The organism is Hyphomonas atlantica corrig., assembly GCF_017795365.1.
Classification (GTDB): Bacteria; Pseudomonadota; Alphaproteobacteria; order Caulobacterales; family Hyphomonadaceae; genus Hyphomonas; species Hyphomonas atlantica.
Window position 1 is genome coordinate 2,741,601 of the sequence record NZ_CP051254.1, and the last position, 21,065, is coordinate 2,762,665.

Genomic DNA, 21,065 nt, shown 5'->3' on the forward strand with positions numbered 1-21,065 from the left:
ATTTCCATGACACAGTTTCAGGCGGGCGACTTCGGCACAGAATGAAACGGGGGCTTTCACACACGATAGGCGGTGAAGCGCCGTTCGATCAGTTCGATTGGGACAGGCTGCGTGTGTTCAGGGCTGTGGCCAAAACGGGCAGCATGAGCGCCGCTGCAATCGTGTTGGGCGGTTCATTGCCGACCATCAGCCGACGGGTGACCGATCTTGAAGCTGCGCTCCAGGCGGAACTGTTCCAACGGAACCATACCGGCGTAGACCTCACCGATGCCGGCCGAACATTGTTACGTCACGCGGATCTAATGGCTGACACAATTCATGCTGCCCAAATAGAGGTCGGCTCTGTGGCAAACGACGTCGGACGTGCAATCCACCTCGTCTGCAATGAACCACTGGCTCAATACTGGATTGTGCCGCGACTTGCAGAGTTTCAACTACTCAATCCCGAACTCACAATAGATGTTTCAATCAGCAACTCATCGTTAGAATCGCAGGACTCGGCCTGGGACATTTCGATCCAGACGTATCGCCCCAGAAACCCGGACCAGATTTCACGCCGGATAGGCCGCTCCCACTTTGCGGCATTCGTTTCGTCCGACTGGAAATTATCGAACGGGACTCCCGCATCGGTTTCCGACTTAACCCAAGCGCACGCGCTCGTGCATGCGTCCTACGCCTCCCAACTGGAACAATCCCGTACACTGTTCCCGGGTCTGGATATGATGCGCCGTATGAACAGCATGGAAGCGATGATCTCGTTCTGTAGCGCTGGAGTATCCCCCGCCATTCTTCCAACGCATATCATACATCGGTATCCTGACGTCATTGCCTGCCCCATCCCCGGTCTTCCCGCCCTGGATATTTGGCTCACACAGTCTCCGCGTTTGCGAAGAGTGAAAAGCGCCGATGGGTTTCTTGATTGGCTTGTGGGGCTGTTCTCACCAACAGAAAGTGATTGGTTCCGGCAATTGAATGTCACATTGAATTTAGGCTAGGCAACGAGGCCTTGCTGTCTCGCCGCCCGTTCACGAAGCACCATTGGCGTTCCAAACAATTGCCGGTTAACGCCGATACGTTTGAACCAATAGTGTAGCCCGACTAAATCCGTGAACCCCATACCACCATGCACCTCAGTTGACGTGCGCGCGATAAATGTCGCCACGTCAGACATGTGCGCCTTCGCGAGATATGCCATGGTGATCGCCTCGTCGTCGTTCTCGTCAATTGCGTGCGCGGCATGCCAAAGCAAGGCACGACATGGTTCGAGCTTCGCCGCCATTTCGGCGCACAGATGCTTGACGGCCTGAAACGATCCGATCACACGGCCGAACTGTTCACGCTCAGATGCATACACCACGGCCTTGTCCAGCATCGCTTGAGCAGCGCCGAGCGTGTCCGAAGCGATCAATACAGATGCAACCGCAAACACTTGTTCGACGTCAGCAGTCTTTGCGTCCGGATCGGCGCCCGCGACAGCCACCTCAAAGAATTCACGTGTCCGGTCAATAGTTTTAACAACGCTTGTCTCGTCAGGCGCGCCACAATGAATCGCATCATCCGAATAGAACAGAAGATGCGTTGCATCGCGTACATTAATAGCCATGAGCGATTTCCCGGTTACCGACGTGCCACTAACCTGTATACCGGAGGAGTCCCGGCGGGAAACAACATCGTTCAAAACCAAACCAAATTTGGCAGCACCGGACGCTATATTACCAGCAAGTTCCGAACCGCTCGCGCCAAAAGCATAAGCCGCTACCGTGTTTGCCAGAAATCTAGACGGCACAAGTCCGTACCCGAAACACTCTTGAACAAGAATGGCGTCAAGAACCCCGAGTCCTGAACCGCCCTCTGGTTCAGGAACCAGCAATCCATCCAAACCCAACGCGGCGATCTTTTCGTCCAGAACATTCTGAGCGCCGCTCTCTTGGTCCGCAATTGCGCGAATTGTATCCAGGGAGGCCTCATCAGCAACAAAACGCCGGATAGTTTCCTGAAGCATCACCTGATCTTCTGAGAGTCCAAACTCCATAGCTTTATCCTCTCACCAATTTTGGTTCACGCGGCATTCCAAGACCGCGCTCAGAAATAATATTCTTCTGTATCTGGGCTGTGCCCCCACCGATGATCAGTCCGAGGTCGTACATGTATCTCCATTGCCAGCTTCCGCCTGCACGAAGATGCTCACCCTCCTCATAGAGCACGCCAAGTTCCCCCAACGCATCGATCGCCAGCCCCGCGATCTGATGATTGAGTTCACAACCTTGCAGCTTAACAATCAGCCCCGCAATTCCTGCGGACTCTCTTTTTAGGCGACTGGTCATGATACGTAGCCCATTGGCTTGCATGGCGTAGACTTCAGCCTGCAACGCCATCAATCGATCCCTCAGTACTGGATTGTCGATCAAGCGCTCTCCGTTGAAGATTTCCGACTTCATCAGTTCGACCAGTTCAACAAAGCGAGCTTTCGTCGCGTTGGGGTCCCCCAACATGCCCCGTTCATGGGTCAGCGTAGCATTGGCGACCTGCCAGCCCTTATTGACCTCGAACACCACTCCGCTTTTCGGCACGCGCACATCTGTGAAGAAAACCTCGTTGAAATTGGCAGCACCCGTCATGTCTACGAGCGGACGAACTTCGATACCCGGAATATCCATCGGGAAAAGAATGTAGGTTATGCCGTGATGTTTTTTCGCTTCAGGATCGGTTCGCACCAAACAGAAAATCATGTCGGCCTGTCGTGCGGTAGACGTCCATATCTTTTGGCCGTTGATGACAAAGTCATCGCCATCTTCCACCGCACTTGTTCGCAGCGCAGCCAGATCCGATCCTGCTCCGGGTTCGGAATATCCCTGACACCAGATCAGTTCTCCCTTCAGCGTTCGCTCTATATAGGCTGCTTTCTGCTCCGGCGTACCGAGTTCCAGCAAGGTAGGAACCAACATGGATATTCCTTGTCCGGCAAGCGGTCTTGGCAAACCGGATCGCGCAAACTCTTCAGCAATGATGCGTGACTTCAGAATATCCGGTTCAGCGCCGTACCCCCCATACTCAGTTGGTATTGTCCTCGCCGTGAGCCCTTCCTTTATCAGGAAGGCCTGCCAGGCGAGTCGTTTCGGATGCTTCAGTCCCTTGTCGTTCGGTCCGGGCGCAAGGTGGGCATTGGTTTTGAGCGTTTCCGCGACATGGTCACGAAATTCGGCATATTCGGGGCTAAGTGTCAGGTCCATGAAACAAGTCTCGAACGACTTCCCCAAGGTCCGGCAACACCAAAATTGAACTGAGTCTTGCACACCGTAGCGTAAAGCTGGCTAGCTGAGTTTCATCAAAGGAGGACACTCAATGCCCGTCGAATACAAGAAACAAGGCAATGTCGCGATCATCACGATGAACCGCCCGGAAGCGCGCAACGCAATCAATGGCGAAATGGCCAGCACAATGGAAGCCGCCATTGACCAGATGGAAGCGGATCCGGAGGTTTGGGTGGGCATTCTCACCGCTGTCGGCAAGGCATTCTGTGCAGGCGCAGACCTGAAGGAGATTTCTGCAGGTAATGGCGCAGCGCTCTCCACGAAGAAGGGTGGTTTCGCTGGCATCGCGCGTCGTGAACGCACAAAGCCGCTAATTGCAGCAATCACCGGTTCAGCGCTCGCTGGCGGTACCGAAATCGCCTTGTCCTGCGACATGATTGTATGCGCCGACGATACAAACTTCGGCCTTCCCGAAGTGAAACGGTCGCTCGTTGCAGGTGCCGGTGGTCTGTTTCGGCTGCCCCGCGCAATCGGAAGGGCTGTTGCACTCGAAGCGATCTTGACGGGTGATCCACTTCCGTCTCAACGCGCATATGAGCTTGGTATGGTCAACAAGGTCGTGCCAGAAGCTGACGTGATGAAAGAAGCAGAGGCACTGGCTGCCAGGATCACAGCGAACGCGCCTCTTGCGGTGTCTGCAAGCCGCGCCGTTGCTATGGACGCTACCAGCAAGAGCGATGATGAACTCTGGAAGGACAGCGGCAAGGCGTTTGCCAGCATCGTTGGCACAGAAGACTTCAAGGAAGGCCCCAAGGCCTTTATCGAAAAGCGTGCACCCGTCTGGAAGGGGCGTTAGTCAAGTATTCTCCGCATTGTTGAGCCACCGGACTGCGCCACGCCCCGCTGCGCGTCCGGTGGCAAGACATGCCGTGAGCAAATAGCCCCCGGTTGGCGCGTCCCAGTCCAGCATCTCGCCGGCGAAAAACCGTCCGGGACGATGTTTCAGCATGAAGTGGTCATCCAGCGCCTCAAAGGATATTCCGCCATCCGTCGATATGGCTTCATCCAGAGGAAAAAGGCCGATGACCGGCACGGGCAAGTGCTTAATCAGACGGGCAAGTTGATCTGGAGCTTCAGCCGCTTCCAGCCCACCGAATTCGAAAAGCAATGCCCGCTTCACTCCGGCCAGGTTCAGCGTCTTGCGAAGATGGTTGGACAGGGACTGTTTGCCTCGCGGCCTTGAAAGGCGGTGTCGAACGTCTTCAGCAGAAACATCTGGCAGAAGATCAAGATGGATCGTGGCTTCGCATGCGCGCTCTAGCGCATCGCGAACGCTGAGAGACAGGGTGAACACAGCCCCGCTTTCCATACCACGCGAGGTAATCACGAACTCCTCCCGGCTTGATTGGTCTTCGAAGCGCACGGCTACATTCTTGACGGGCGCGCCCGCAAATTCGGCTTGCATCCTGTCCGACCAATTGATCCTCAGGCCGCAATTCGACGGGCGGAAGGGCGATACAGGAACGCCCAGTGTTTCAAATGCCGGAAGCCACGAACCGTCTGACCCCAGCCGTTTCCAACTTGCTCCACCCAGCGAGAAAATCTGGGCACGACACGGGATACTCCTTTGCCCGTCCGGCGTGAGGAAGATAAGTTCGCCGGACTCTTCCCACCCGATCCAATGATGACGGGTATGCAGTTCCACACCTTTGCTTTCCAGACGTGCCAGCCACGCCCTGAGCAGGGGTGACGCTTTCATCTGTTCTGGAAAAACGCGCCCGGTCGGACCGGTCAGCGGCTGAACACCCAGCTGTGCCATCCAGTCCTGAATTCTGGATGGGCCAAAGTCCGTGACGGCCTGCAAGAGGCGCTGGGGTGCGTTCGGATAGACTGCCGCAAGGTCTGCATCGCTGGCGACATGGGTGATGTTCAGTCCACTCTTGCCGGCCATCAGGAATTTCCTGGCCGGGCTGGGCATGGCCTCGAACACAGCAACGCGGCGCCCCGCATCCGCGATCATTTCCGCCGCCATGAGTCCGGCAGGTCCCGCGCCAATCACAGCCGCATCGAGCGGGGCGTCAATCGTCACGATCGACCCGGGCCTTGCCGCGCCCCAGGGCCAGCGCCTTGATCGCGCCACGGAACGTCTGCACCTCCTGGCGTGTCCAGTCGGCCCGGATCAGCGCGGCGCGCAGATTGTCCTTCATCAGCGGCGTCTTTTCGGGCGGGAAGAAGTACCCCGCGCGCGCCAGTTCGTCCTCGAAATGCTCAAACATGCGGTAGAGTTCATCGCGTGGAGCCGGTTCGCCCAGTTTCGCCTTGTCTTGAGAAATCACCCGGTCCGCATCCTCGCGACGCTTGCCCCATTCAGCGCAGAAAACGCAAACGGCCTGGGCGAGGTTCAGGCTCTTGAAGTCCGGGTCCACCGGATAGGTCATAAGAAAGTCCGACACAGCCACCGCATCATTCGGGAGGCCGGACTTCTCCGCCCCGAACATGATGGCGGACTGGCCGGCGCCGAGACGCTCGAACGCGGCGTCAGCGGCGTCGGCAGCGTCGCCCACGCGCTTTTCGATTCCCCTCAGACGCGCCGTGGCGGCGGCCAACCACATGATGCCCTCCAGCGCATCCGGGAGGTTCTCGAAAACCTGCACTGTGACACCGGCCTCGAACGCGCCAGCGGACATCGTGTCGGCCGCTGGGTTCGGCCAGCCGTCCCGCGGCGTGACGAGGCGCAAATCTGTAAGACCGAAATTGCGCATGACGCGCGCGGCGGCACCGATATTCTCGCCAAGCTGCGGCGAATGAAGAATAATTGCAGGATTTGACATGCAGCCTCCAGTGCCCATTCAGCCCTGGAACGTCAACAAGCATCGCTGCCCTTACCGGGCCATCTATTCGCAAGTTAGTCGAACGAGGCGAATTTGATTTGGGAGTGTTGTATAGGATGGCTCCATGAACTTCTGAGTTTTGCCGTCAATCGTGATCAGCTCGGCCCCACCCCACTCGTGGCCTTGGCTTTTGGCATGGATGTACAGAATCGAAGCTCGATCAAATTCCGAATGGGACCCAAGCTTAACACCTTTGCGCTCGCCGGGATCCAGCGCAATCACGAAGGGAGACGCCCGTTGAAAGTTTGGAGTCTGCAATGCGTATTCGATCTCCACCGCCTCCTGACACCCATTTTCGACATGAAACCTTATCATCCCGGCATTAATTGCAGCCTCGACCGTTCCCACTTCTGGAACATCAGGCGACTTCGACAGATCCGAAGACGGTGGAAGTGAAGCGGATTGTCCGGATGCCCCATCTTGCGCGGCACCGGGAATTCGTTCGAACGTGTCGGGGTTCATGAAATCAGGTACGCCGCCTGATTTTGCCTGCCGCGCCGGATCGGAATCGCGTGGCGAAGAAACGAACGGAACGAAGCCACCCCCTACCTTGGGCAGAGGGGCGCCTGGAACATACTCATTTTGATACAGCATGCTGCCAAGGCGTGCGGAGTCGCAATCTGGAACCTTATAGACACAGTAGGCGATCAGACCGATCCCGCCGACTTTTTTCATGGCATCCGTGCGGTTTTCCCATTTCGACATGATGCGACCAGCAGGCACCCATTTGGAAAAGCCGTCATCTTCCTGCACCTTTACCCGGTTGCCCGCTCGATCAATATCGATGATCAGCACCGGCGAGTTTGTGACCATGCCTTCCAGATATACTTTCTCGTATAGACTCAGATCATCAATCGGATAGCCAGACGCCGATAAACCAATCCCAAGCCACAGACTTAGTCCTGCAAACAGAAATCTTGAAATCACCATCCCGGCGTCCCCCATCCGTCGGTCGATCAAACACTTTTTGGCTGAATGACAGCTGAACCGCCGAAGTGCCAAACCGCTCTTTTGACGCGGGCCAAACACCTGCTATAGCCGAGCCCAAACCGTTTGAATGGCAAAGGAAGCATGCACATGGCGAAAATCAAGGTCAAAAACCCGATCGTCGAGATGGACGGGGATGAGATGACCCGGATCATCTGGCAGATGATCAAGGACAAACTGATTCACCCTTATCTCGATGTCGACCTGAAATATTACGACCTGTCGATCCAGAAGCGCGACGAAACGGATGACCAGATCACCGTCGATGCGGCCAATGCAACGAAGCAGTACGGCGTCGCTGTCAAATGTGCGACGATCACGCCGGACGAAGCTCGCGTTGAGGAATTCGATCTGAAGAAGATGTGGCGCTCGCCAAACGGCACGATCCGCAACATTCTGGGCGGCGTCGTCTTCCGCGAGCCGATCGTGATTTCCAACGTGCCGCGCCTCGTACCCGGCTGGACGCAGCCGGTGGTCGTTGGCCGTCACGCCTTCGGCGACCAGTACAAGGCGACAGACTTCCTTGTGCCGGGCAAGGGCAAGCTGACCATGAAATGGGAAGCATCCGACGGCTCCGACTCCAAGGAATTTGAGGTCTTCGACTTCCCATCCTCCGGTATTGCCATGGGCATGTACAATCTGGACGAGTCGATCCGCGACTTTGCCCGCGCCAGCATGAACTATGGACTGCAGCGCAAATGGCCGGTTTACCTATCGACAAAGAACACAATCCTGAAAGCCTATGATGGCCGCTTCAAGGACATCTTCCAGGAAGTGTTCGACAATGAGTTCGCTGACAAGTTCGCCGAATTCGGCGGCACCTATGAGCACCGCCTCATCGACGACATGGTTGCGGCAGCCATGAAGTGGTCCGGCGGATATGTCTGGGCTTGTAAGAACTATGACGGCGACGTGCAGTCCGACACGGTCGCTCAGGGCTATGGTTCGCTTGGTCTGATGACGTCCGTTCTGATGACGCCGGATGGCAACACGGTGGAAGCTGAAGCTGCACACGGCACGGTGACGCGTCACTACCGTAACCACCAGAAGGGCGAAGCGACGTCGACCAACTCCATTGCCTCCATGTTCGCCTGGACGCGTGGTCTCGACCACCGTGGCCGCATGGACGACACGCCGGATGTACGTGCGTTCGCTCAGAAGCTGGAAGAGACCATCATCAAGACGGTTGAGAACGGCCAGATGACCAAGGACCTCGCCCTGCTCGTCGGCCCGGACCAGGAATGGCTGACGACCGAAGGCTTCATCGAAGCGGTGGACAAGAACTTCCAGGAAGCCATGTCCAAATCCTGATCCCTGCAGGACCAGATTAAAGTTGAGCCCCGCAGGAAACTGCGGGGCTTTTTCGTTGTCAGAAAAGGTGTTTCAGCACGAACCATGCACCGAAGACAACACCCAACAATGGTATGAGCGCGATCAACCAGACAGGCCGCGCCTTGACGTTTCCCAGGCCGTCTTTCTTGTCGTCCATCAAGCCTCTCCAAGAAGCTGGCGCACATGATCCTCAAGGTCCAATTGCCGCAAACGCTTGAGCCGTTCTGTCAACAAGATGCGCCAGAGCCGCTGATAGGCAACTTCCAGGTCATCATTCACAATCACATAGTCATATCGCCGCCAGTGCATGATTTCGCGCTTGGCGTCTTCCATTCGGCGCGCAACGATCTCAGGCGTCGAACCGGGACGCGCGGCCAGCCTTTGCTCCAGCGCACTGATACTCGGCGGTAGAATGAAAACCGATACGACGTCGTTCGGCATCTGGTCGTGCAATGCGTCAGCGCCCTGCCAGTCCACATCAAACAAGACGTCTTCGCCTGCTTCCAGTTTGGCGACGGTATCTGCCTTTGGCGTCCCGTAATACTTGTCGAAGACGTGAGCCCATTCAAGGAATTCGCGGCGCTCAATCATGTCGTGGAACTGATCTACGGACCGGAAGTGATAGTCCTTCCCATCCACCTCTCCTGGCCGTGGCGGTCTGGTCGTCGCGGAGACAGACAGGTTCACATCTTCAAATTCGTCAATCAGCTTCCTTGCCAGCGTGGTCTTCCCCGCACCTGACGGGCTCGACAGAACCAGCATCAGCCCTCGGCGTTTGCCGCTATCTTTTGGATGTCCACTATTCGACATTGGCTGCCTGCTCCTTGAACTGGTCAATTGTTCCTTTGAGGCTGAGTCCAGCATTCGTCAAATCGAGGCTGATCGATTTCGAGCACAGCGTATTCGCCTCACGGTTCAGTTCCTGTGCGAGAAAGTCGAGTTTCCGACCAACCGGTGAACCGGCACTCATCAACTCCCGGGCTGACTGGAAATGGGCCTGCAATCTGTCCAGTTCTTCGCGAACGTCAGCTTTCGCCGCCGTAAGCGCAAGTTCGGCAGCCAACCTGTCGGGGTCGATCTTTTGTTCGGCACCCAGTTCTTCCAATTGCTTAGAGAGTCGAGCCTTCAGAAGCGCCGGCTGTTCAGCTGCAAGCGAGATCGCAGAATCCGTGACAGCAGACATTTCCTCGACCAGTTCACCCAGCATCGACGCCAAAGACACACCTTCGGCATGCCGCGCGACTTCCAGTTCCTTGATCACCTGCTCTGCCGATTTGAGCAGCAAAGACATGGCCCCTTCATCCGCGGCCACATCTCGCAAGCTCGTAGATCCGGTTTCCACCACACCCTTCATCGTCATAAGCGTCGCAATCGCTTCACTCGACAGCGCTCCGCCATGAGCGCGCTCTGCGGCGTCTTTCAGCGACGACAGCAGTGCCTCATCGATAACGGCACCGCCTGCCTGATCACTCAATTCAATTCGCAAGGACACCTGTAAGGATCCGCGATTGAACGCCTTGCTTGCGATAGCTTTGACAGCTCTATCCAGGCCGTCAAATCCTGGAGGCGTGTTTACCCGGACATCCAGTCCACGCCCGTTCACGCTTTTGGCTTCCCAGGCCCAGCCCCCCCAATCGGCTTCGCCCGCCACTCGGGCAAAGCCGGTCATTCCCGACAATACGCTCATTCCCCAGCGCGCTCCCTCTGAATCTCTTCCCGCTCATATTTTCGATACGCCGCGACGTTTCGATTGTGTTCGGCGAGCGTCTTGGCAAACAAATGCCCACCCTTGCCATCTGCCACAAAGAATATGTGGCCCGTCTCATCCGGATTGAGGACCGCAGCAATTGCCTCACGTCCCGGATTGCAGATTGGCGTCTTTGGCAGTCCATCTATTTGGTAGGTGTTCCAGTCTGTCTTGCGGTCAATTTCTGAGCGATAGAGCGTGCGCCGCTGGCCACGCTTGTTGTAGAGCGGCTCGCCTTTTGAGATGCCATAAATGATTGTTGGATCACTCTCCAACCGCATCCCGCGCTTGAGCCTCGTAACAAACAGGCCCGCAATCTTTGCGCGCTCTCCAAAAACGCCAGTTTCTTTCTCGACAATGGATGCAAGAATTACTGCGTCCTCCGGGCTCGCAACCGGTAGATCCTCGGCCCTGCCGGCCCAAAGCTCTTCCAGTACTGCAGATTGTGCCTTCTGCACGCGTTCAACCAGCTGCATTCGCGTCGTGCCGCGCTGGAAAAGATAGGTGTCTGGCAGCAATGAGCCCTCAGGCACCTCTGTCTCAGGCATCGCGCCGGTCAAAATGGGATCTGCCTCAATGATCTTGAGCAATTGCGCAGTCGTTCGACCTTCCGGCAATGTGATTTTGTGCAACACAGATTTGCCTTCGATCAGCACGTCCATGACTGAGGCGATGCTTGCCTGAGGCTCAAGTATGAATTCGCCGGTCTTGATGGCGAGTTCGGTACCGTCCAGTCGCGCTTTAAGCCTGATCAGCCGATCATCGCTGACTATGCCTTCCTGTTCCAATCGTACCGCGACGCTAGAAAGGGTTTCGCCTGGCTCAACGACAAAGACATGTTCTTGTGTCGACGGCCCGGCTTTCGTGATTTCATTCTGAAACCAGAGCCAGCCACCCCCCAGGGCGGCACCGCCCACAAACAGGAGCAACACCAGCAACGAAAGCAGTGCTTTGACAAATTTCATGAACGCCTCGCGAATCCTGACTGTGCCAGCCTATATGCCAACCCCAGCCCGGAGAAACGGGCTTACTGAACTTCCTTGAGAACCAGCGAAGCGTTCGTCCCACCAAATCCGAAACTATTGGACATGGCGGCGCGTACGCGTCCCTTCTTCGCCTTATGCGGGATAAGGTCGAGTACTGTTTCGAAGCTCGGATTGTCGAGGTTCAAGGTGGGCGGCATGACCTGATCGCGAATAGCAAGCGCGCAGAACGCCGTCTCGATCGCGCCAGCAGCGCCCAGCAAATGCCCAACCGCGGATTTCGTGGAAGACATGGACATGTTCTTGGCGTGATCGCCAAAGGCGCGTTCGACTGCGCCCGCCTCTCCCTCGTCGCCCTTGGGCGTCGACGTACCGTGTGCATTCACATAATCGATTTCAGTCGGGTCGATCCCGGAATTCTTCAGCGCCATCTTCATGGCCCGATATCCGCCTTCCGCACCTTCGGCCGGGGCCGTGATGTGATAGGCGTCGCCGGTCAGGCCGTAGCCGGAGACTTCAGCGTAAATCTTCGCACCGCGCGCTTTGGCGTGCTCGTACTCTTCGAGCACCACTACGGCAGCGCCTTCGCCCATGACAAAGCCATCGCGATCCTTGTCATAAGGCCGCGAAGCCTTTTCAGGCGTATCATTAAAATTCGTGGACATGGCTTTTGCCGCGCAGAAGCCAGCAATTCCAATTCGCCCGATCACCGCCTCGGAACCACCTGCGACCATGACATCGGCGTCGCCGAACTTGATCAGTCTCGCAGAGTCACCAATGGCGTGAGCGCCTGTCGCGCAAGCCGTCACCACAGAATGGTTCGGCCCTTTGAATTTGTGCCGGATAGATACTTGGCCGGAAGCCAGATTGATCAGGGCAGAGGGGATGAAGAACGGGCTCACCTTGCGCGGCCCGTTCTCGTGAAGCGTGATTGCTGTGCTGTAGATCGACTCAAGGCCACCAATACCGGATCCGATCAAAACGCCCGTGCGCTCCTGACCTTCATCATCCTCAGGTTTCCAAGCCGCATCTTCAACAGCCTCATCAGCTGCAGCAATAGCGTAAAGAATAAACTCGTCGATCCGGCGTATCTCCTTCGGAGACAGGTATTTATCCGGATCAAACGCGTTGGGGTCCCCCTCGCCGCCACCGCGACCTGTTACCCACGGAACCTGAAACGCAATCTTGCACGGCATGTCTTCTGGATCGAACGTATCAATACGCCCTGCTCCAGACTTGCCATCAATCAGGCGTTCCCAAGTTGCCTCGCGACCATTGGCCAACGGCGAGACAATCCCGATTCCGGTAATAACAACGCGGCGGTCTGACATAGAGTACCCGAAACTTAGATGTGAGCCTTGATGTGCGTTACCGCATCACCAACCGTGCGGATGGATTCCTGCACGTCATCCGGAATTTCGATGTTGAACTCTTCCTCGAAGGCCATGACCAGTTCGACCAGGTCCAGCGAGTCAGCGCCCAGATCATCGATGAAGCTTGCGCTTTCGACGACTTTGTCACCATCCACGTCGAGATTATCGACAACAATTTTTTTAACGCGTTCTAGAACGTCAGACATGAGTACCTCTCTGAAAATGCCTGAGGACTGGCCCAGATTCGAACCATTGTGTTGCGCCTAGCATACACTTGGGACGAGCGCCAAGTCCTATGAGTGGAGCTTGCTGTTGTGAAATCAGATCATTGCCATGCCACCATTCACATGGATCGTCTGTCCCGTGACGTAGGCGGCTTGATCTGACGCGAGATAAACGGCGGCGGCAGCGATGTCAGAGCCCTGCCCCAACCGACCTGCTGGAATTTGGCCCAGGAGCGCCTCTTTCTGCTTTTCCGGCAACACATCCGTCATAGGGGATTCGATAAATCCCGGTGCGATTGTGTTGGCAGTAATGCCGCGACTGGCAACTTCCTGCGCGAGCGATTTGGTAAATCCGATCATCCCGGCCTTGGACGCGCAATAATTGGATTGCCCCGGGTTTCCGGTCACACCTACAATTGACGTGATCCCGATAATCCGACCATGACGGCGCTTCATCATGCCTCGCACACAACTCTTGGTGAGCCGGAAATAGCTGCCCAGATTGACCGAAAGGACATCGTTCCAGTCATCATCTTTCATCTGCATCAGCAGCTTGTCGCGCGTTATGCCGGCGTTGGCGACCAGTATGTCGAGCGGCCCGATCGCTTCTTCCGTCTTCCCAACCAGCCCATCAACAGAATCAGCGTCTGAAAGATTACATGGAACAATGGCCGTCTCGCCCTTCAGCGTACCAGCGACCTCTTCCAGCACATTCTCGCGTGTGCCGGACAGCGCCACCTTCGCGCCTGCCTCTGACAATGCCTGAGCGATGGCCCGGCCGATGCCGCCTGATGCGCCGGTTACAAGGGCCGTACGCCCGGTCAGATCAAACATTCTACCTTATCCCTTCATTGCTTCTGCAAAGGCTTCCAGATCCTCTGGGGTGCCGAGCGTGAAACCATTCAGCGCCTTTTCAATGCGGCGCTGCATGACCGTCAGAACCTTGCCATTGCCTGCTTCGCCGGTTGCTTCAACTCCCTGAGCCACCATGAATTGCACACTTTCGGTCCAGCGCACACGTCCTGTGACCTGCGATATCAGGTTTTTACGAATAATTTCAGGGTCGTTCACTGCACTGGCAGACACATTTGCTACAAGCTCAGTCGCAGGGCTGGAAATCGCAACATCTGCAAGGGCTTCCGCCATTGCATCAGCGGCGGGTTGCATCAGCGAGCAATGGAACGGTGCTGAAACGTTCAGCAGCATCGCTTTTTTGACGCCATTGTCTTTCGCATGAGCGCAGGCCGCCTCCACCGCGTCCTTCCTGCCAGAAATGACCAACTGTCCGGGTGCATTGTCATTGGCGATGTCACACGCCCCCCCGGTTTCGCGTCCGGCTGCGCAAGCTGCTTCAGCCTGCTCGATGTCAGCCCCGAGCAGCGCTGCCATTGCGCCTTCGCCCGGTTGAACTGCCGCCTGCATCGCGTTGCCACGAATGCGCAACAGTTTAGCCGTGTCAGACAAGCCAATCGAACCTGCCGCAGCCAACGCGGAATATTCACCGAGCGAGTGACCGGCAACATAGGCCGCATCTTTCGCCGACAGACCAAATTCACTCTCCAGCGCACGCGCCGCTGCAATACTATGGGCCATCAAGGCAGGTTGCGTATTCGCTGTCAGCGTCAACTCTTCAATATCTCCTGCCCACATCAGCTTTGACAGGTCCTGGCCAAGGGCTTCGTCTACCTCGGTAAACACGTCCCGCGCGGACTGAAACGCATCCGCCAGTGCCTTACCCATTCCGATTTCCTGGCTCCCTTGCCCAGGAAAGATCAGCGCAAACTTTTTCATGTCAGTATTCTCCAGATTGCGCCCGTGGTTAAAGGTGACCGCGAATGTAAGCAAGCGCTTGAAAAACAGGCGCAAATGCGCTTTACACCCGCCTTCACTCGCAGGCATGCGGCCCTTGGTAAACTGGAATGAGCCAGATGAAGGGGGGCCATCGCCAGGCAGTTTCCCGCTGTCCGGCGCCGCATGGCTCTACTATGGGACTGAAAATATGGCATTTTATGAGCATGTCGTGATCACACGGCCTGACATTTCGCCTGCTCAAGTCGAGACATTCGTCGAAGAACTGAGCGGCTTCCTCAAGGAAAAAGGCGCAAAAGTTGGCAAGACCGAGTACTGGGGTCTGCGCAACCTTGCCTATCCGATCAAGAAACAACGCAAGGGCCACTACTCCCTTCTGAACATCGACGGCCCTGCCGACGCGGTTCACGAGCTGGAGCGCCGCCTGCGCATCTCTGACGACGTCATGCGTTACATGACCATTCGCGTCGAAGAACTGAGCGAAGAGCCATCCCCGGTTCTTTCTCGCAAAGACCGCCGTCGCGACTAGGGAAGGACACTCGAAATGGCTCAGAAACTGAACATCACGAATATCCCTGCCCGCCGCCCGTTCGGTCGTCGCCGCAAGGTCGACCCGTTCACCGGTCAGAACGCGCAGGTCATCGACTACAAGGACGTGAAACTGCTGCAGCGCTACATCTCTGAAAAAGGGAAAATCGTGCCTAGCCGCATCACGGCCGTAAACCTCAAGAACCAGCGCAAGCTTGCTCAGGCGATTAAACGCGCCCGCATGCTGGCCCTGCTTCCGTTCGAAGTGAAGTAAGGAGACACCGACATGCAAGTGATCCTACTTGAACGTATCGAACGCCTCGGCACGATCGGCGACGAAGTCAACGTAAAGAACGGCTTCGCCCGTAACTTCCTGATCCCGCAAGGCAAGGCCCTGCTGGCCAATGATCGTAATCGCGCCCGCTTCGAAGCGGAACGTGAAGCCATTGAGACCCGCAACGCTGAAGCTCGCGCGAAAGCCGAGTCCGAAGGCAGCACGCTCGATGGCATGATCTTCACCCTGATCCGTCAGGCTGGCGACACGGGACAGCTCTACGGTTCGGTTACCGCACGCGACGTGGCCGATGCTGCTGAAGCTGCCGGCCACAAGATCCCGCGTTCTGGCGTTCGCCTGAACCGTCCGATCAAGGCTATCGGCATCTATGACGTTGCGATCCGCCTGCACGCGGAAGTGACCATCACAGTTCAGGCAAACGTTGCCCGCTCGACCGAAGAGGCTGAGCGTCAGGCTGCTGGCGAAGACATTGTTGCTTCCCTGCAGGCCGCCAACATGGAACTCGCTCAAGAGCAGGCAGGCGAACTCGCTGAAGCTGCTGCAGAGCGCGCAGAAGCTGGCGGCGAAGACGAAGAATAATCTTCAGCTTTCGCACAAAATTGAAGGCCGCAGCTTTTCACAGCTGCGGCCTTTTTTGTGGACGACGTGTGAATTGCGCAGTCAGCAGCGCAACAAGTCCGTGAATTCACCTCCCGGCTGAGGTAAAAGACTCGGATGCCACTTGATGACGCCCCCGCCGCCTCGATCACTCCACCACACAATTTGTCGGCTGAGGCAGCTGTGCTGGGCGCGATTCTGTTTGACAACAACGCGTATCAACGTGTTGCCGATATCCTCCGGCCGTCTGACTTCTATGCGCCTGCCCATCAGGAACTGTTCGACGTTTCAGCCACAATGATCCAGCAGGGCCGGATCGCTGACGGCGTCACTCTTCGAGAGCATTTCGAAAAGGCCGAAAAGCTCACAGAGATTGGTGGGGCCCTTTATCTCGAGCAATTGCTGGATTCCGCCGCATTCGGCCCTGAAGTTGGCGACTATGCGCGCATGATTCGCGACCTTGCGATGCGACGTACACTGGTCGGCATCGGCAGCGAACTCCAAGGCCGCGCGCTGAACCCGACGCCTGAAGAAAGCGGTGAGCGACAAATCGAACTCGCCGAACGTCAATTGTTCGATCTGGCAGAGCGTGGATCTTCGGGACGAGGCTTTAGTTCGTTTTCCGAAGCACTGACCGAGTCGCTGAAAAACGCCGAAGCCGCTTTCAAGCGCGAAGGAAAGATCGCGGGTATTCCAACCGTATTGCGCGATCTCGACGAAAAGCTTGGTGGATTGCATCGCTCAGACCTGATCATTCTGGCTGGTCGTCCGTCGATGGGAAAAACATCGCTGGCGACAAACATCGCCTACAACGCGGCGGCAGCCTATCGCGCTGAGGTGCAGGACGATGGCTCCAAGAAAACTGTCGACGGCGCTATTGTCGGGTTCTTCTCGCTGGAGATGTCGAACGAACAATTGGCGACACGGATCATCGCCGAACGCACCGGCATCACGACGCACCGCATTCGCCAAGGTGACTTGGACAAGAGCGACTTTGAGCGACTTCGCGAGGCAACGGAAGAACTGCAGAATTTGCCGCTTTACATCGACGACACGGGCGGCATCTCAATCAGCCAGTTGGCTGCGCGCGCGCGTCGCCTGCAACGGTCTGTCGGCCTGGACATGATTGTGATCGACTATTTGCAGCTGATCACCGTCACGAGCGGAAACTCAAACGCAAACCGCGTGCAGGAAATTACCCAGATCACAACATCCTTGAAGGCCCTCGCCAAGGATTTGAACGTTCCAATCATTGCGCTGTCACAGCTGTCTCGCGCCGTTGAGCAACGGGATGACAAACGTCCACAACTCTCAGACCTTCGGGAATCAGGCTCGATCGAGCAAGACGCCGACGTGGTTCTGTTCGTCTATCGGGAAGAGTATTATCTCTCCCGTACTGAGCCAGGCGCAGACCCGAATGATCCGGCGTCCAACGAAAAATGGAGCCAATGGCGCCAGCGGATGGACCAGGTTTACGGCAAAGCTGAAGTCATTATCGGCAAGCAGCGCCACGGCCCCATCGGCCGGGTCGAACTCGCCTTCGACTCGAATGTCACACGCTTTGGCGATCTGTCTCACGATCAGCAGGGATATGGCGCAGACTTCGAATAGTCTCAGAGCTCGGCGAGCCAACTCAGCAAACGTTCACTGACCTCCACTGGCCGCTCTTGCTGCGTCCAGTGTCCGCATCCATCGAGCAACTCCGCCCCTCTGAGATCGGCGAGGGCTTTCTTCATCGCGGCGATCATGTCTCCGGGAAACATCTTCAAGACAAGATCCTCAGTTCCGCCGATGTACAAGGAGGGCTGGGCGATGATCGGAGAAGAGGGATGAGCCGACAGATATGCATGGTCTCGGTGCCAATTGCGATATCGGTTAAGAGGCCCCCGGAATCCTGACTTGCGGAACTGGGCATCATAGTAGGCCACGTCTTCCTCCGATAACCACGGAAGCGGCATGTCCGGCTCCGGAAGGCGGTGAAGCAACGTGTCGCCGTGCTTCTTGTCGATGGGCCACGTCCCTGCTGGCGCGTCGCCCGAAATCGCATAATAGAATTTACGGATCGTCTCCGCCGGGTCCGCTTCGAGTTCGGCCTCAGGTGGCCCTTCGTCTTGGAAGTATATCTGATAAAAAAACAGTCCACGATCCGTGAACAAGGCACGTGCTGCGTCTATGAATACCACGTCGCCTGGCGGAATGTAGGGCACAGACAGACCCGCAACTGCCCTGAACTTTCCGGCGTGGAGGCGTGCGGTATTCCACGCGATCGGCGCGCCCCAATCGTGCCCTACCACAACAGCGGGATCATTCGGGGACAAAGCATCCACAAGACCTGCAATGTCGCCAGTCAGGCTCTCCATGTCGTAGGCTTCTACGGCATGGGGGCGGTCGGACTCTCCATAACCCCGAACATCGGGCGCTGCCACACGGTAGCCCGCTATCGACAGCGCCTCGATCTGGTGACGCCAAGAATACCAGCTTTCAGGAAAGCCGTGAACGAGAATGACGAGCGGCCCATCACCAGCGAGCGCAACGCGGAGCCGGACACCGTTGGTCTCTATCAGTCTCAGTTCTGGTGTCATCGCGACTCAATCCTTGTCGCCGATCCATTTGAATTCGGGCTCATTCCACCAAGGATAAAAATTCGGCATACCGTCGGACACCTTCACAGGATAGACCGGCTTTCGCTTCTCCAAGAAGCTCATCACACCCTCCTTTGCGTCTTCCGTCTTCCCTCGAGAGTAGATGGCAGCGGAGTCAACGATGTGAGCCTCCATCGGATGGCTGGCGCCGAGCATGCGCCACATCATCTGGCGTGTGAGAGACGTTGAGACAGCCGCAGTATTGTCGGCAATCTCACGTGCCATTGCGCGTGCGACATCCATAAATTCTGTCTGCGGATGAACTGAACGAACCAATCCGCCCTCCATCGCTTCCTGAGCGGGAAAGACGCGTCCAGAATAGCACCATTCAAGGGCCTGCGAAATTCCCACAAGACGCGGTAAGAACCAGCTGGACGCAGCCTCCGGGTTAATGCCCCGACGATTGAATACGAAGCCGAACCGGGCATTGTCGGCCGCGATCCGAATGTCCATCGGCAATTGCATCGTAACCCCGATGCCCACAGCCGCGCCATTGATGGCACCAATCACCGGTTTCAGGCTGTCGAAGATACGCAACGTCACACGCCCGCCGCCATCACGCTGGATGTCTACATCTTCGGTGCGGCCGGCCTCTCCATCTGCAGCCCGCTTGTCGTAATCAAATGTCTTGGCTCCTTCGGAAAGGTCCGCGCCAGCACAAAACGCTCGGTCTCCCGAACCCGTCACGATCACGGCGCGAACACTGTCATCCGCATCGGTGATGTCGAACGCCTCGATCAATTCGTACATCATTTTGCCCGTGAAAGCGTTCATCTTGTCGGGCCGGTTCAGGGTGAGCGTCGCGATTCCATCCTCGATGTCTAGAATGATCTGCTCAAATTGCTTCGGCTGCGCCATGGCTGGACTCCCTTTGCTGTTTTTCCGCGCCAAGCTGCCCGCGCCTCAGCATTCGTCAAGACTTACCCGGCGGCACACAGGGTTGCGCTTGACGGGACGCAAGGCTCAGCCGGATAGTCTCATCCATTCAGTTAAAGGGATTCCGAGATGAAACTCTCCAATTTGCTGGCCGGCACAGCCTGCGCGATTATAGTCCAGACAGCCTCGGCTGAGCAGATTTACCTGACCGCAGAGTATTTCGTGGATCCAGTTGCTGCCGAAACAATCGAGAATCCTGCTTTTCTGATTGAGGACGGCAAGGTCGTCGAACGAGGAAGCGCGAACGAATTGCGCAAACCCCGTGGCGCTGAGATAATCGATCTTGGCAATGCAACCCTGGTACCAGGGTTCATCGACATGCATACGCATCTGACATCGGATCCGGAGGACCCTGCCTACTATTCGCTGAGCTTTTCCGACGAACGTGATGCGATCACAGGCGTCAAGAATGCACGCAAAACCTTGTTGGCGGGCTTCACGACAGTCAGAAATGTTGGCGCCTCAAGCTATAGCGATGTTGCATTACGGGATGCGATCAATGAAGGCGACGTGCCGGGGCCACGAATGTTTGTGTCAGGGCCGCCCGTCGGCATTCTTGGCGGACATTGCTCAGACAACAATCTGCTGCCGTCAGAATACAATCTGGTCGGAGAGAACGTCGCGACCGGCCCTTGGGAGATGCGAGAAAAGGTTCGCCGAAATATCAAATACGGGGTGGATCTTATCAAGACGTGTTCCACCGGTGGCGTGTTTTCCAAAGGCACAAGTCTGGGCGCTGCCCAGGGCACCCTCGAGGAACTCGCCGCCGTCGCCGATGAAGCTCATGCACGTGGTTTAAAGGTCGCTTCCCATGCGCACGGCACGATTGGGATCAAAAACGCCATTCTGGCAGGTATCGATACTATCGAGCATGCCAGCATCCTCGACGAGAAAACGATTAAGCTCGCGAAGGACAACGGCACCTTCTTGTCCATGGATATCTACAATACAGAATACACGCTATCTGAGGGGGAAAAGAATGGCGTGCTTGAAGAATCCTTGGCCAAGGAACGCGCGATCTCGAAGATCCAGCGTGATAGCTTCACGGCGGCAGTGAAATCCGGGGTCAAGGTCGTATTCGGCTCTGACTCAGGCATTTATCCTCATGGCGACAATGGGCGACAATTCTCACGCATGGTGATGCTTGGCATGACGCCCATGCAAGCCTTGCAGGCAGGCACAAACCTGGCAGCGGAAGCGCTCGGACAGGAGGGAAAACTGGGCTGTGGTGATGTCGGGTGTTTTGCGAACTTTGTCGCCGTGAAAGCGGACCCGATGGAAGACATCTCCCTATTCGAGTCAGTCGACTTCGTCATGAAAGACGGAAAAGTCTACAAGCGCGACGGCAAACCAATTGCCGATGCATACTGACGCAGGCCCTTTCGCAACGCGACCAAGCCTGATTAGAAGAAGACGATCGCGGTTCGCAACGCTCGGCGTAAACCTAATATTTTACTCAACGGTCTGCTG

22 protein-coding genes are annotated in these 21,065 nt (G+C 56.5%); 8 read left to right on the forward strand and 14 right to left on the reverse strand.

From position 1 onward, the window contains the following. Positions 1 to 41 precede the first annotated feature (41 nt). On the forward strand, positions 42 to 995 hold the full coding sequence (locus HF931_RS13255; protein ID WP_035552057.1) for a LysR family transcriptional regulator: 954 nt from the start codon (positions 42 to 44) through the stop codon (positions 993 to 995). Here HF931_RS13255 and HF931_RS13260 read toward each other — a convergent pair. Continuing rightward, a complete protein-coding gene (locus HF931_RS13260) occupies positions 992 to 2,032 on the reverse strand; it encodes an acyl-CoA dehydrogenase family protein (RefSeq protein WP_035552060.1) in 1,041 nt (346 codons plus the stop codon). The two genes, HF931_RS13255 and HF931_RS13260, sit on opposite strands and share 4 nt — an antisense overlap. A gap of 4 nt (positions 2,033 to 2,036) precedes the next feature. Next, positions 2,037 to 3,230, reverse strand: a complete 1,194-nt coding sequence (locus tag HF931_RS13265) for an acyl-CoA dehydrogenase family protein (protein WP_035552063.1) — start codon at positions 3,228 to 3,230, stop codon at positions 2,037 to 2,039. Positions 3,231 to 3,342: 112 nt separating this feature from the next. Here HF931_RS13265 and HF931_RS13270 point away from each other — a divergent pair, with 112 nt between their 5' ends. Next, entirely contained in the window at positions 3,343 to 4,107 is a 765-nt protein-coding gene (locus HF931_RS13270; protein ID WP_035552064.1) for a crotonase/enoyl-CoA hydratase family protein, read from the forward strand. On the opposite strand, the gene HF931_RS13275 is transcribed toward HF931_RS13270, so the two are convergent. From HF931_RS13275 to HF931_RS13285, 3 genes are all read right to left on the reverse strand, one after another. Then, positions 4,108 to 5,340 (reverse strand): TIGR03862 family flavoprotein, encoded by a 1,233-nt coding sequence (locus HF931_RS13275; protein WP_035552066.1) that lies wholly within the window; start codon positions 5,338 to 5,340, stop codon positions 4,108 to 4,110. It lies immediately after the preceding gene. Beyond that, the gene (locus tag HF931_RS13280; protein WP_035552068.1) at positions 5,330 to 6,082 is read right to left on the reverse strand and encodes an RNA methyltransferase; all 753 of its coding nucleotides are present in this window, start codon (positions 6,080 to 6,082) and stop codon (positions 5,330 to 5,332) included. The genes HF931_RS13275 and HF931_RS13280 overlap by 11 nt, the downstream gene beginning before the upstream one ends. Before the next feature lie 63 nt (positions 6,083 to 6,145). Then, complete coding sequence (locus tag HF931_RS13285) at positions 6,146 to 7,072, reverse strand: hypothetical protein (protein ID WP_035552071.1); 927 nt, start codon at positions 7,070 to 7,072, stop codon at positions 6,146 to 6,148. 147 nt (positions 7,073 to 7,219) lie between these two features. On the opposite strand from HF931_RS13285, the gene HF931_RS13290 reads away from it, so the two are divergent. Further along, complete coding sequence (locus HF931_RS13290) at positions 7,220 to 8,440, forward strand: NADP-dependent isocitrate dehydrogenase (protein WP_035552073.1); 1,221 nt, start codon at positions 7,220 to 7,222, stop codon at positions 8,438 to 8,440. Between the two features lie 177 nt (positions 8,441 to 8,617). Here HF931_RS13290 and gmk read toward each other — a convergent pair whose 3' ends face one another. From gmk to fabD, 7 genes are all read right to left on the reverse strand, one after another. Further along, complete coding sequence (gene gmk, locus HF931_RS13295) at positions 8,618 to 9,271, reverse strand: guanylate kinase (RefSeq protein WP_035552075.1); 654 nt, start codon at positions 9,269 to 9,271, stop codon at positions 8,618 to 8,620. Further along, the gene (locus tag HF931_RS13300) at positions 9,261 to 10,148 is read right to left on the reverse strand and encodes a YicC/YloC family endoribonuclease (RefSeq protein WP_035552077.1); all 888 of its coding nucleotides are present in this window, start codon (positions 10,146 to 10,148) and stop codon (positions 9,261 to 9,263) included. The genes gmk and HF931_RS13300 overlap by 11 nt, the downstream gene beginning before the upstream one ends. Continuing rightward, the gene (gene mltG, locus HF931_RS13305) at positions 10,145 to 11,173 is read right to left on the reverse strand and encodes an endolytic transglycosylase MltG (protein ID WP_035552080.1); all 1,029 of its coding nucleotides are present in this window, start codon (positions 11,171 to 11,173) and stop codon (positions 10,145 to 10,147) included. Before mltG ends, HF931_RS13300 begins: the two co-directional genes overlap by 4 nt. 62 nt (positions 11,174 to 11,235) lie before the next feature. Beyond that, positions 11,236 to 12,522 carry a beta-ketoacyl-ACP synthase II gene (gene fabF / locus HF931_RS13310; RefSeq protein WP_035552083.1) on the reverse strand — a complete coding sequence of 429 codons (1,287 nt, stop codon included), beginning with the start codon at positions 12,520 to 12,522 and terminating at the stop codon, positions 11,236 to 11,238. A 14-nt stretch (positions 12,523 to 12,536) separates the two neighbouring features. Next, positions 12,537 to 12,770, reverse strand: coding sequence for an acyl carrier protein (locus HF931_RS13315; RefSeq protein WP_027839729.1), 234 nt, complete (start codon positions 12,768 to 12,770; stop codon positions 12,537 to 12,539). 114 nt (positions 12,771 to 12,884) lie between these two features. Continuing rightward, a complete protein-coding gene (gene fabG / locus HF931_RS13320) occupies positions 12,885 to 13,622 on the reverse strand; it encodes a 3-oxoacyl-[acyl-carrier-protein] reductase (protein WP_035552085.1) in 738 nt (245 codons plus the stop codon). Between the two features lie 6 nt (positions 13,623 to 13,628). After that, the gene (gene fabD, locus HF931_RS13325) at positions 13,629 to 14,579 is read right to left on the reverse strand and encodes an ACP S-malonyltransferase (protein WP_273240465.1); all 951 of its coding nucleotides are present in this window, start codon (positions 14,577 to 14,579) and stop codon (positions 13,629 to 13,631) included. 208 nt (positions 14,580 to 14,787) lie between these two features. Between fabD and rpsF the strand changes: the two genes are divergently transcribed. The 4 genes from rpsF to HF931_RS13345 all read left to right on the forward strand — a co-directional run bounded on the left by rpsF (position 14,788) and on the right by HF931_RS13345 (position 17,628). Then, positions 14,788 to 15,126, forward strand: a complete 339-nt coding sequence (gene rpsF, locus HF931_RS13330) for a 30S ribosomal protein S6 (protein WP_035552524.1) — start codon at positions 14,788 to 14,790, stop codon at positions 15,124 to 15,126. Between the two features lie 15 nt (positions 15,127 to 15,141). Continuing rightward, the gene (gene rpsR / locus HF931_RS13335; RefSeq protein ID WP_027839724.1) at positions 15,142 to 15,399 is read left to right on the forward strand and encodes a 30S ribosomal protein S18; all 258 of its coding nucleotides are present in this window, start codon (positions 15,142 to 15,144) and stop codon (positions 15,397 to 15,399) included. Positions 15,400 to 15,411: 12 nt separating this feature from the next. Then, entirely contained in the window at positions 15,412 to 15,999 is a 588-nt protein-coding gene (gene rplI, locus HF931_RS13340; protein ID WP_035552087.1) for a 50S ribosomal protein L9, read from the forward strand. Between the two features lie 135 nt (positions 16,000 to 16,134). Continuing rightward, the gene (locus tag HF931_RS13345; RefSeq protein ID WP_035552090.1) at positions 16,135 to 17,628 is read left to right on the forward strand and encodes a replicative DNA helicase; all 1,494 of its coding nucleotides are present in this window, start codon (positions 16,135 to 16,137) and stop codon (positions 17,626 to 17,628) included. A 2-nt stretch (positions 17,629 to 17,630) separates the two neighbouring features. Here the strand turns inward: HF931_RS13345 and HF931_RS13350 are convergent, their stop codons facing one another. Together HF931_RS13350 and HF931_RS13355 are read right to left on the reverse strand one after the other, a co-directional pair. After that, positions 17,631 to 18,599 (reverse strand): alpha/beta fold hydrolase, encoded by a 969-nt coding sequence (locus HF931_RS13350; protein WP_273240467.1) that lies wholly within the window; start codon positions 18,597 to 18,599, stop codon positions 17,631 to 17,633. Positions 18,600 to 18,605: 6 nt separating this feature from the next. After that, positions 18,606 to 19,517, reverse strand: coding sequence for a crotonase/enoyl-CoA hydratase family protein (locus HF931_RS13355; protein WP_273240469.1), 912 nt, complete (start codon positions 19,515 to 19,517; stop codon positions 18,606 to 18,608). Positions 19,518 to 19,664: 147 nt separating this feature from the next. Here HF931_RS13355 and HF931_RS13360 point away from each other — a divergent pair, with 147 nt between their 5' ends. After that, complete coding sequence (locus HF931_RS13360; protein WP_035552097.1) at positions 19,665 to 20,966, forward strand: Xaa-Pro dipeptidase; 1,302 nt, start codon at positions 19,665 to 19,667, stop codon at positions 20,964 to 20,966. Positions 20,967 to 21,065: the final 99 nt, after the last annotated feature.

Bases quoted from the DNA above. Each gene is read 5' to 3' on its own strand.
- HF931_RS13255 (WP_035552057.1), top strand. From the start codon at position 42: ATGAAACGGGGGCTTTCACACACGATAGGCGGTGAAGCGCCGTTCGAT.
- HF931_RS13260 (WP_035552060.1), bottom strand. From the start codon at position 2,032: ATGGAGTTTGGACTCTCAGAAGATCAGGTGATGCTTCAGGAAACTATC.
- HF931_RS13265 (WP_035552063.1), bottom strand. From the start codon at position 3,230: ATGGACCTGACACTTAGCCCCGAATATGCCGAATTTCGTGACCATGTC.
- HF931_RS13270 (WP_035552064.1), top strand. From the start codon at position 3,343: ATGCCCGTCGAATACAAGAAACAAGGCAATGTCGCGATCATCACGATG.
- HF931_RS13280 (WP_035552068.1), bottom strand. From the start codon at position 6,082: ATGTCAAATCCTGCAATTATTCTTCATTCGCCGCAGCTTGGCGAGAAT.
- HF931_RS13285 (WP_035552071.1), bottom strand. From the start codon at position 7,072: ATGGTGATTTCAAGATTTCTGTTTGCAGGACTAAGTCTGTGGCTTGGG.
- HF931_RS13290 (WP_035552073.1), top strand. From the start codon at position 7,220: ATGGCGAAAATCAAGGTCAAAAACCCGATCGTCGAGATGGACGGGGAT.
- gmk (WP_035552075.1), bottom strand. From the start codon at position 9,271: ATGTCGAATAGTGGACATCCAAAAGATAGCGGCAAACGCCGAGGGCTG.
- HF931_RS13300 (WP_035552077.1), bottom strand. From the start codon at position 10,148: ATGAGCGTATTGTCGGGAATGACCGGCTTTGCCCGAGTGGCGGGCGAA.
- mltG (WP_035552080.1), bottom strand. From the start codon at position 11,173: ATGAAATTTGTCAAAGCACTGCTTTCGTTGCTGGTGTTGCTCCTGTTT.
- fabF (WP_035552083.1), bottom strand. From the start codon at position 12,522: ATGTCAGACCGCCGCGTTGTTATTACCGGAATCGGGATTGTCTCGCCG.
- HF931_RS13315 (WP_027839729.1), bottom strand. From the start codon at position 12,770: ATGTCTGACGTTCTAGAACGCGTTAAAAAAATTGTTGTCGATAATCTC.
- fabG (WP_035552085.1), bottom strand. From the start codon at position 13,622: ATGTTTGATCTGACCGGGCGTACGGCCCTTGTAACCGGCGCATCAGGC.
- fabD (WP_273240465.1), bottom strand. From the start codon at position 14,579: ATGAAAAAGTTTGCGCTGATCTTTCCTGGGCAAGGGAGCCAGGAAATC.
- rpsF (WP_035552524.1), top strand. From the start codon at position 14,788: ATGGCATTTTATGAGCATGTCGTGATCACACGGCCTGACATTTCGCCT.
- rpsR (WP_027839724.1), top strand. From the start codon at position 15,142: ATGGCTCAGAAACTGAACATCACGAATATCCCTGCCCGCCGCCCGTTC.
- rplI (WP_035552087.1), top strand. From the start codon at position 15,412: ATGCAAGTGATCCTACTTGAACGTATCGAACGCCTCGGCACGATCGGC.
- HF931_RS13345 (WP_035552090.1), top strand. From the start codon at position 16,135: ATGCCACTTGATGACGCCCCCGCCGCCTCGATCACTCCACCACACAAT.
- HF931_RS13350 (WP_273240467.1), bottom strand. From the start codon at position 18,599: ATGACACCAGAACTGAGACTGATAGAGACCAACGGTGTCCGGCTCCGC.
- HF931_RS13355 (WP_273240469.1), bottom strand. From the start codon at position 19,517: ATGGCGCAGCCGAAGCAATTTGAGCAGATCATTCTAGACATCGAGGAT.
- HF931_RS13360 (WP_035552097.1), top strand. From the start codon at position 19,665: ATGAAACTCTCCAATTTGCTGGCCGGCACAGCCTGCGCGATTATAGTC.